The 8657-nt window shown below is 60.5% G+C and carries 9 protein-coding genes; all 9 read left to right on the plus strand.

The window, feature by feature from the left end; all coding sequences use genetic code 11:
- Positions 1–193 precede the first annotated feature (193 nt).
- Positions 194–1576: an ABC transporter substrate-binding protein gene (locus DJ69_RS14650; RefSeq protein ID WP_099256284.1), complete on the plus strand. Its 1383-nt coding sequence runs from the start codon at positions 194–196 to the stop codon at positions 1574–1576.
- A gap of 5 nt (positions 1577–1581) precedes the next feature.
- The gene (locus tag DJ69_RS14655; protein WP_099256285.1) at positions 1582–2496 is read left to right on the plus strand and encodes a branched-chain amino acid ABC transporter permease; all 915 of its coding nucleotides are present in this window, start codon (positions 1582–1584) and stop codon (positions 2494–2496) included.
- Complete coding sequence (locus tag DJ69_RS14660; RefSeq protein WP_099256286.1) at positions 2493–3536, plus strand: branched-chain amino acid ABC transporter permease; 1044 nt, start codon at positions 2493–2495, stop codon at positions 3534–3536. Before DJ69_RS14655 ends, DJ69_RS14660 begins: the two co-directional genes overlap by 4 nt.
- A complete protein-coding gene (locus tag DJ69_RS14665) occupies positions 3533–4294 on the plus strand; it encodes an ABC transporter ATP-binding protein (RefSeq protein WP_099256287.1) in 762 nt (253 codons plus the stop codon). The genes DJ69_RS14660 and DJ69_RS14665 overlap by 4 nt, the downstream gene beginning before the upstream one ends.
- Entirely contained in the window at positions 4291–4995 is a 705-nt protein-coding gene (locus DJ69_RS14670; RefSeq protein WP_099256288.1) for an ABC transporter ATP-binding protein, read from the plus strand. The genes DJ69_RS14665 and DJ69_RS14670 overlap by 4 nt, the downstream gene beginning before the upstream one ends.
- A 398-nt stretch (positions 4996–5393) precedes the next feature.
- Positions 5394–6200, plus strand: coding sequence for an N-acyl homoserine lactonase family protein (locus DJ69_RS14675; protein ID WP_099256289.1), 807 nt, complete (start codon positions 5394–5396; stop codon positions 6198–6200).
- Complete coding sequence (locus DJ69_RS14680) at positions 6197–7510, plus strand: hydroxyacid-oxoacid transhydrogenase (RefSeq protein WP_099256290.1); 1314 nt, start codon at positions 6197–6199, stop codon at positions 7508–7510. Before DJ69_RS14675 ends, DJ69_RS14680 begins: the two co-directional genes overlap by 4 nt.
- Before the next feature lie 113 nt (positions 7511–7623).
- Positions 7624–8049 (plus strand): universal stress protein, encoded by a 426-nt coding sequence (locus DJ69_RS14685; protein WP_099256291.1) that lies wholly within the window; start codon positions 7624–7626, stop codon positions 8047–8049.
- Positions 8050–8147: 98 nt separating this feature from the next.
- Positions 8148–8594, plus strand: a complete 447-nt coding sequence (locus tag DJ69_RS14695; RefSeq protein WP_245851715.1) for an FKBP-type peptidyl-prolyl cis-trans isomerase — start codon at positions 8148–8150, stop codon at positions 8592–8594.
- Positions 8595–8657 lie beyond the last annotated feature (63 nt).

The following is an 8657-nucleotide window of genomic DNA, read 5'->3' on the forward strand; positions in this document are numbered from 1 at the left end:
ATGTGCTACACAAGAGCGCTTTCGTGAAGTAAAACGGAAAACAAATCAGTTCCCAAATAATTCTGGCCATTGCGAACCAGCCACCGCTGAGAATTGGTTACAAGCGTTCGCCTTCGCATGGGTCAGCGTGTCTAACCACTGTTCGTTTCCTGACACAAGTTTTATTTAATCACATTCAGGTGTTCTAGTACAGATGTCGTCTGATAACAATACACATGTAAGTCGTCGCGCGGTTGTCACCATCACCGGGGTCGGCGGTATCGCGGGTCTCTCCGGCTGTGTCGGGTTCGGGGGGAACGGCGACGGAGGCGACGGAGACGACGGAGGGAGCAACGGCGGAGACGGCACCGACGACACCGACGGCACCGACGGTGGAACGGGCGATTCCGACGCCCCCGAGACGATCACGCTCGGACAGCCGGCGTCGCTTAGCGGCCAGTGGGATTTCCTCCAGCCTGGCATCTCACAGGCGACTGACGCCGCCGTCAACCATATCAACGAGGCGGGCGGCCCGCTCGACGCGGAACTCGAAGTCGCCCGCCGCGATACCGCGGTCGATCCACAGGAGGCGCGGACCGTGGCGACACAGTTGGTCGAGAACGACGATGTCGCGGCTATCGTCGGTCTGTTCTCGAGTGAGATCAATCCGCTCTGGGATTTCCTTCAGGATCTCTCGACGCCAGTCATCACTCCGTGGCCTGGATCGACATTCCTCGATACTCGTGGCGGCGATAAGGGCACTCCGGAGGACGTGAGTGACGACGAATGGGTGTGGCGAACCGTCGTCGGCGACACGGTCCACACGAGCGGGAGCGCCGCCTTCGCGATCGAAGAAGGACTCAACACCTTGGGTGTAATCAACGGCACCACCGAGGGAGAGCGGAGCTACGTCGAGGGATTCGTCTCTGCCTACGAAGCCAACGGAGGGACGGTCGCCGAACGGGTCGAGGTCGAGCTCGGTGCCTCAAGCTACCAATCAGCGCTTAGCCGCTTGTTCGAGGCTGAGTTCGACGCGTTCCTCATGAGCCTCCCACAGGAGTCGGCGATCACTGCACTGAGCGATTGGTCCGACGGCGGATACGGTCGACAGCCGATCCTTTCGGACACGCTGACATCGCAGGCGGTGCTCGATCAGGTTGGCAGCGATCTCAACGGTGCCTGGGGAGCCACGCCCGGTCAATCCGGGCCGAATTACGACACGTTCGAAGAGATCTACACCGAGGCGGGTGATGCGGATATCAACGCTTGGACGCCACCGGCTTGGGACGCCGTTCAAGTGGCTGCGCTCGCGATCGAGCGAGCGGGCGAGGCCACGCCGGAAGCGATCCAACGAAATCTCGGTCCGGTCAGCAGAGGCGAGGGGACAGCGGTCAGCACGTTCGCCGAGGGGAAAGAGGCGCTCGCGAACGGCGAAGAGATCACCTACCAAGGCGCCGCAACCCCGGTCAACTTCACCCAACACGGCAATGTGTTCGGAACGGTCAGCATCAACACGGCACAGGACGGCGAGTTCACTCAGACGAGTGAGGTCTCCGCCGCGGACGTCCGGAGTTTCGTCGAGGAAGGCCAGTACTGATCTCGATGGGGCTACTTCAAAACATTATTTTCGGGGTGATAACGGGCTCGTACATCGCGATCGCGGCGATCGGCTTCAATCTGATCTACGGAATCGTGAACATGATCAACTTCGCGTACGGCGAATACCTGACCCTCGGTGCATTCATCGGGTTGTTCGCGGCGACCGCGTTGCCGATCCCACTCCCGGTCGCCGTGCTCGTCGCGATGGCCGGCGGCGGACTGGTGAGTATCGTACTCGCACGCGCGTTCTTCACGCCGATAAATCAGACCGGGCCGGTTCCGTTGCTGCTGACGTCGATCGGTCTCGGGATCGCCCTTCGAAATGCCATCCGCCTCGTCGCGGGGCGTGAGGCCCGGTACTACGACACCGAGACAACGACGTTCCGATTCGATGCGGTTCCGGACCTCTCGGTCGGCTCCGTGGATCTCCTCGGGGGATTCTTCGTTACCTCAAAACAACTGATCGTTGTCGCGTCTGCAGTCGCCGTCTTCGTCGCGATTTACGGACTGCTAACGCGGACGGACGTGGGGATCGCGATGCGAGCGATGGGCGACGACGAGAGCCTCGCGCGGGTTCGGGGAATCGATACCCAACTGATCCGTGACAGTGTTTGGGTGCTCGCTGGTATCCTCGCCGGGCTCTCGGGCGTGCTCTTGGCCATTCAGACGAATGTGAGCGCGACGACGGGGTTCAGTCAGATCCTCCAGATCCTCTCGGCGGCCATCCTCGGCGGTGCGGGGAGCCCCTACGGCGCGATCGTCGGAGCGTATCTCATCGGAATCGTGTTGGCGCTGTCGACGGCGTTTCTCCCGTCGGGGATGAGCGGCCTCTCCTCTGCGATCGCGTTCGGCATTCTGATCCTCGTGTTGCTCGTTAAACCGAGCGGGATCGCGGGAGCGGAGGTGCGTGAGGCATGAGCCTCCTCGATCGGGTCCCGACAGGCAACGGTGACCTGGCCCTCCTTGCGGGGGTCTGTTGTGTGCTCATCGGCGGCCTGTTCGCGTTGACGCCGCTTCGGGCGCAGCTTCCCAGCGCGCTGTACGTCTTCGTGGAGGTCGGGATCCTGTTCGTTATCTACGGGCTACTCGTGCTCGGACTTGACCTCCAGTACGGTCACACCGGCCTCGTCAACTTCGGTCACGTGGCGTTCTTCGCGGTTGGCGCGTACGGGACGGCGATGCTCTCTGCACAGGACACCTTCGCTGGCATCGGGCTTGGATACCCTTGGCCCCTCGCCCTCGGCGTGGGCGTCGCCGCTGCTGCGCTGGTCGGACTCGCCGTCAGCGCCACCTCGATCCGGCTCCGAGGGGATTTCCTCGCCATCGTGACTCTCGCCGCCGCCGAGATACTCCACTCAGTATTTGTCAACTTCGAGGGGATATTCGGAGGCAACGTCGGAATCCTCGGCGTTCCGCGCCCGATCGCTGCGCTCGCCGGCGACGCCGATACGCGGCTGATCGCGACGCTACTCGTTATCGGCGGCATCACGTTGGTGTCACTTGCCGGTGTCACCCGACTCACAAGCGCTCCGTACGGTCGCGTGCTCCGGGCGATCCGGGCGGACGAGCTCGTCACCCGGTCGGTCGGCAAGTCCACAGTCACCTACAAGACCCAAGCGTTCGTCTACGGGGCGGCCCTCGCGGGGCTCGCTGGTGGGCTGTTCGCGCTCTACAACGGCGCGGTCGCGCCAGGGTTCTTCACGATCCAAGTGACGGTTACGGTGTGGATCGGGATGTTGCTCGGCGGCGCCGCGAACCATCGGGCTGTGCTGGCCGGGTTGGCGATAATCATGGGGTTGCGGCTCATCTCGCGGTTCGCGCTCGACGTGACGCCGGTTCCCTCTGACGTGTTCGCCTCGATTCGGCTTATCGTGGTCGGACTCATCCTCGTCACCGTGATCCGGTACCGGCCGGCTGGGATCTGGGGCGATGCTCAGGAACTGGGGGTGGACCGATGAGTCTCCTGTCTGCCGATGCGCTCGTGAAGGAGTTCGGGGGCCTGCGAGCCGTAGACGGGCTTTCAGTGTCGGTCGAGGCGGGTGAACTCGTCGGCGTGATCGGCCCGAACGGCGCGGGGAAATCGACCTTGTTTAACTGTATCAGCGGCGTCGTCACGCCGGACGAGGGGGTTGTTACGTACGACGGGACGGAGGTGACCGGCGACCCGCCGGAGGCGCTTGCCAGACGCGGGTTGGTTCGAACGTTTCAGGCCACGAGAGAGCTCGAGACGATGACCGTTCGTGACAACGTTCGGCTCGCTGCTCCCGACCAGCCCGGCGAACAGACTGTCCCTGCGCTGGTTCGAACCGAGTCGATGCAAACCGTGGAGCAGTCCGTGCGAACTCGAGCGGACGAGTTGCTTGAGACGTTCGAACTCGATCATCTCGCCGACGAGTACAGCGCGAACCTCTCCGGCGGCCAGCGGAAGCTTCTGGAACTCGCTCGGGCGCTGATGTTAGACCCCAGCGTGCTCATGCTTGACGAGCCGTTCGCTGGTGTGAATCCGACGCTGACAGATGAGATCGCCGAACACATACGCGAACTCAACGAGAACGGGATGACGGTCGTCATCATCGAACACGAGCTCGAGACGCTGACCGAACTGGTCGACCGACTGGTCGTGCTCCAACAGGGACGAGTCCTCGTCGACGGACAGCCGGAAGACGTGTTGTCGGACGATCGCGTCATCGAGGCGTACCTTGGGGGTGGAGTGTGAGTCTGCTTGATATCGACGACCTTGACGCCGGATACGGCGACATCAAGGTGCTGTCCGGAATACATCTCCACGTCGAGGACGGAGAGTACGTTACCGTCGTCGGACCCAACGGTGCGGGCAAATCGACGGTGATGAAGGCGATCGTCGGAATCGCAAGCTGTCTCAGCGGAACGGTCACATTCCGAGGCACCGATATTGCCGGGATGGCACCTGAGGAGATCGTTCACGAGGGGATCGGCTACGTTCCTCAGTCGAACAACGTCTTTCCGACACTGACCGTTGAAGAAAATCTTCGGATTGGGGCGTACGTGCTGGAGACGGTTCCAGAAGAGCGGAAACAGGCGGTATACGACCGATTCCCAGTCCTTGCGGACCGTACCGACGAGAAGGCCGGATCCCTCTCAGGCGGCCAGCAACAGATGCTTGCGATGGGATGTGCGTTGATGCTTGATCCCGACGTGCTGTTGTTGGACGAGCCGAGCGCGGGGCTCGCGCCTGACCTCGTCGGTGACATGTTCGACCGTATCGACACGATTAACGACGCGGGAACGACCGTGCTGATGGTCGAACAGAACGCCAAGGAGGCACTTCGACGCTGCGATCGCGGCTACGTCCTCGCCAACGGTGAGAACCGGTACGAAGATGACGGCGACGCGCTACTCAACGACGAGGAGGTCCGGCAACAGTTCCTCGGCGGGTGACCAGCCGTCTCCGGTTCAGTTTCCGTGGACGGGAACTCGTTCGACGGAACGACGCCGATGGACCGACGGCCAAGATGGGCGAGTTCGTCTTCGTCGCCGTCTCCCGGAAGTTCGTGAATCCGCCCACCGCATTGACCCCGATCAAAATTGGCCGTTCGGGGCCGCTTCAATCGACAGCCAGTGAGCACTGAGAAGGTCGACCCTGACAGTATTGATCGTAATCTCCCGAAAAGAAACACGCCAGCGGTGGGCGCGAAAAAGAGTCTGCCTCCTCGTCGTTGCGTGTCCAGCGGGAAGTCGGATACTACGAAGAGCTCAACTGTATCTTTCTAACTTGGTCAGAACACCGTTCTCGAAACAACATTAATTTTTAGTATATTAACAAGAAAAGCCGAGGTATGGTAGACGCTGAGATACACGTCATCGACCGCGGTGGGTTGTACTGCGATATGAATTATATGATGGAGGCCAACACGATCGGCTCACATGAGGAGCCGAATCCGGACACTGAATACGAGGAGATCCCGGTGTGGAACCTTGTCATTGACCATCCCGAAGCAACAATTCTGTGGGACACCGGTTCCCACCACAAGGCGGCCGACGGTCATTGGCCTGAAGGACTCGTTCAGGCGTTCTACCCGCATGATGCCAGTGAACACCGACTTGACGACGACCTAGAGTCGGCGGGATATTCGATCAGTGACATCGACGCGGTGTTCCAGAGTCACCTTCATCTTGACCACGCCGGTGGGCTAGAATTCTTTGCTGGTACCGACACGCCAGTTTATGTCCACGAAGAGGAGCTGAAATTCGCGTACTACAGCGCAAAGACAGATGAAGGCAGCGCCGCGTACGTCCTCGAAGACTTCGATCACGACCTCAATTGGCACGTACTGCACCGTGACCGCGAGGAGCACTTCACCGACCTGGAGTTCGTCCGGTTCCCGGGTCACACGCCAGGGCTGACCGGCTCTGTGGTCCATCTTGACGACGACGGGACGATCGTGTTCACCGGTGATCAAGCGTACATGGACGAAAACTACAACAACGGGACACCTCTCGGCGGACCTCTCATCTGGGGCAAAACAGAATGGGCCGAGAGTATGGATCAAATTCACGAGTTAGAGAGACGCCACGATGCGGAGGTCGTCTTCGGGCATGATCCGGAGCAGTTTGAAGCGATACAACCGGGGTGGGGGCTGTGAGCTACAATCGCTCCGTCTCAGCTGATCCTCATGAGCTCTCGCCGGAAACCGTCTGGGAAGTACAGATGCCCGCAATTCGCGTCGGTGCCGGCGCGGCTGACGAACTCGGCTATCAACTTGATCAGATCGGAACGACCGGCGATCAGCGGGGGCTAATCGTCACCGACGAGAACCTGGTTTCGGTAGGCCACGTTGGCCGGATCGTCGACGAACTTGAATCTGATGGCTTTGACGTCGATGTGTTTGACGGTGTTGAGCGGGAGCCCAGTATTAGTGCTGTGGAAGCGTGTATCAACTTCGTCCGTGAAGAGATGGGTGAAGGTGGATACGACTTCTATCTCGGGCTCGGTGGGGGCAGTTGTATGGACACCGCAAAGGCGACCCGAGCGGTCGTCGCTAACGGGGGAGACGTACTCGACTACGTGGCAGCACCGACGGGTGCTGGCGAAAAACTCACAGACTCTGGAGCGCCGCTGATTCTGCTGCCGACAACGGCGGGGACTGGGTCGGAGATATCTCCCGTCGCCATCCTCTCAGTCCCCGAAAAGAACATTAAGGAAGGGATTTCGAGCCCCCATGTCCGCGCTGATGCGGCGGTACTCGATCCGACACTCACGACGACTCTCCCTCCGGATCTCACGGCGAAGACCGCGATGGACGCTCTCGGCCACGCGATTGAGGGATACACAACGCATCGCTATGACAATCTGCTACGAGCCGAAGATCCGGCTGACCGCCCCGTTTACGCCGGACGGACGGGATTCACAGAGATGTTCAGCGAGAAGGCGATCGGATTGCTCTCTTCGAACGTTCGCCGCGTTGTCAACAACGGCGATGATATCGAGGCGCGGGGCGCAATGTTGAAAGGAGCGCTATTCGGAGCAATCGCCGGGCTTACGGCAGGTGCGAGCCTCGCACACGCGATGGCTTATCCGGTTGGAAACAACTATCACACCAACCACGGCGAGACAATCGCAGCACTCACGCCCGCGAGCACGCTGGGCTACAACGTCGCCAGTGATCCGCCGCGATTTGCAGAAGTTGCGGAGATGCTCGGCGCTGACACCTCCGGGATGAGTACACACGAAGCTGCGAATAAGGCCCGCGAGGAGTTCGTCAATCTCCAGCGTGACCTCAACGTTCTGCCGAGTGGACTCAATGAACTCGCTGGAATCACCACCGACGATGTTGGAGAACTTGCGGAGAGCACCGTCGAGAGTCAACAGCGACTTCTGCGGTGTAATCCGCGACCCGTGACAAAAGATGATGTCGAAGAGGTGTTCCGGGACGCGCTTCACAATTGGAAGTGACGGTGGGTTCTCTGCGTCGTGGAACCCCTCAAATGTCCCATTCGCATAGGCGTTTCGCCGCATGTTGGGAACGGCCCCTGCGACTTATACTCGCCCAGAGGACTGTTGCTGGTATGAACGACGAGCTGTTCGAACGCATTCTCATCCCGATCGCGAGTCCCGAAGACGCAGAGGCGACGGCGCGTGCGATTCGCCCACATCTCGACGCGGGGACCACGCTCATCGTGACACACGTCACGCAGGGGACGGGTGCCGAGACGACGATCAAGACCGGGCGAGACCAGTTCGCCGGAGAGACCTACGAGACGTTTTCAGACATCCTCTACCGTCGTGACCTCCAGTTCGAGTGGGTGACCCTCGAGGCGCGCGAGGTCACGGAGGCACTCGTCGACGCAGTCGGGATGACTGAGGCGACACTCGTCGCCTTCACGCCGCGCGACATCGACACGTGGAAGCAGACGCTCGCGGGCGACCCTGGGAATCGGCTCATTCGCGAGGCAGACGTGCCGGTAATGGTCTTCCCGAACCAACAGCCCTGAGAGACCGTCTCGATCCTGTACGCGGGAAATCTCTCAATGCCATAGACTTTCCGTGCGGCACTACTTGCGATCGTATGACGATAGCTACTGGCGATTCTGTGACGCTTGAGTATACGGGCCGACTTGATGATGAAACGGTATTCGACACCTCCCGGAAGGCCGTCGCCGAGGAGACGGGGCTTGCCGAGGCCCAGCCCGACCGAGAGTACACCCCGTTGACGGTCGAGATCGGTGACGAACAGATCATCGAAGGAATGGAAGAGGGGCTGATCGGCTTAGAAGCTGGAGAGACAGAAACCCTGACGATCCCGCCGGAGAAGGCCTACGGCGAGCCCAGCGACGAGAACATCCAGGAGTTCGAAACTGAGGAGCTCCGAGAGATGCTCGGCGGCCAGACGCCTGAAGAAGGTTCGTACCTCGAGGCCCAGAATGGGAGTCAGGGAGAGGTTGTCCACGTCGACGACGAGGTTGTCCGAGTGGATTTCAATCCGCGTCTCGCCGGCGAAACGCTGACGTTCGACATCGAGATCATCGACGTCAACTGAGTTCAAAGGAGACCGTAGCGGTTGGTTGAATCGGTATCGGCTGGAACGGCTGTGTTGAATCGC

This window comes from Halorubrum persicum, from assembly GCF_002727125.1.
Lineage (GTDB): Archaea > Halobacteriota > Halobacteria > Halobacteriales > Haloferacaceae > Halorubrum > Halorubrum persicum.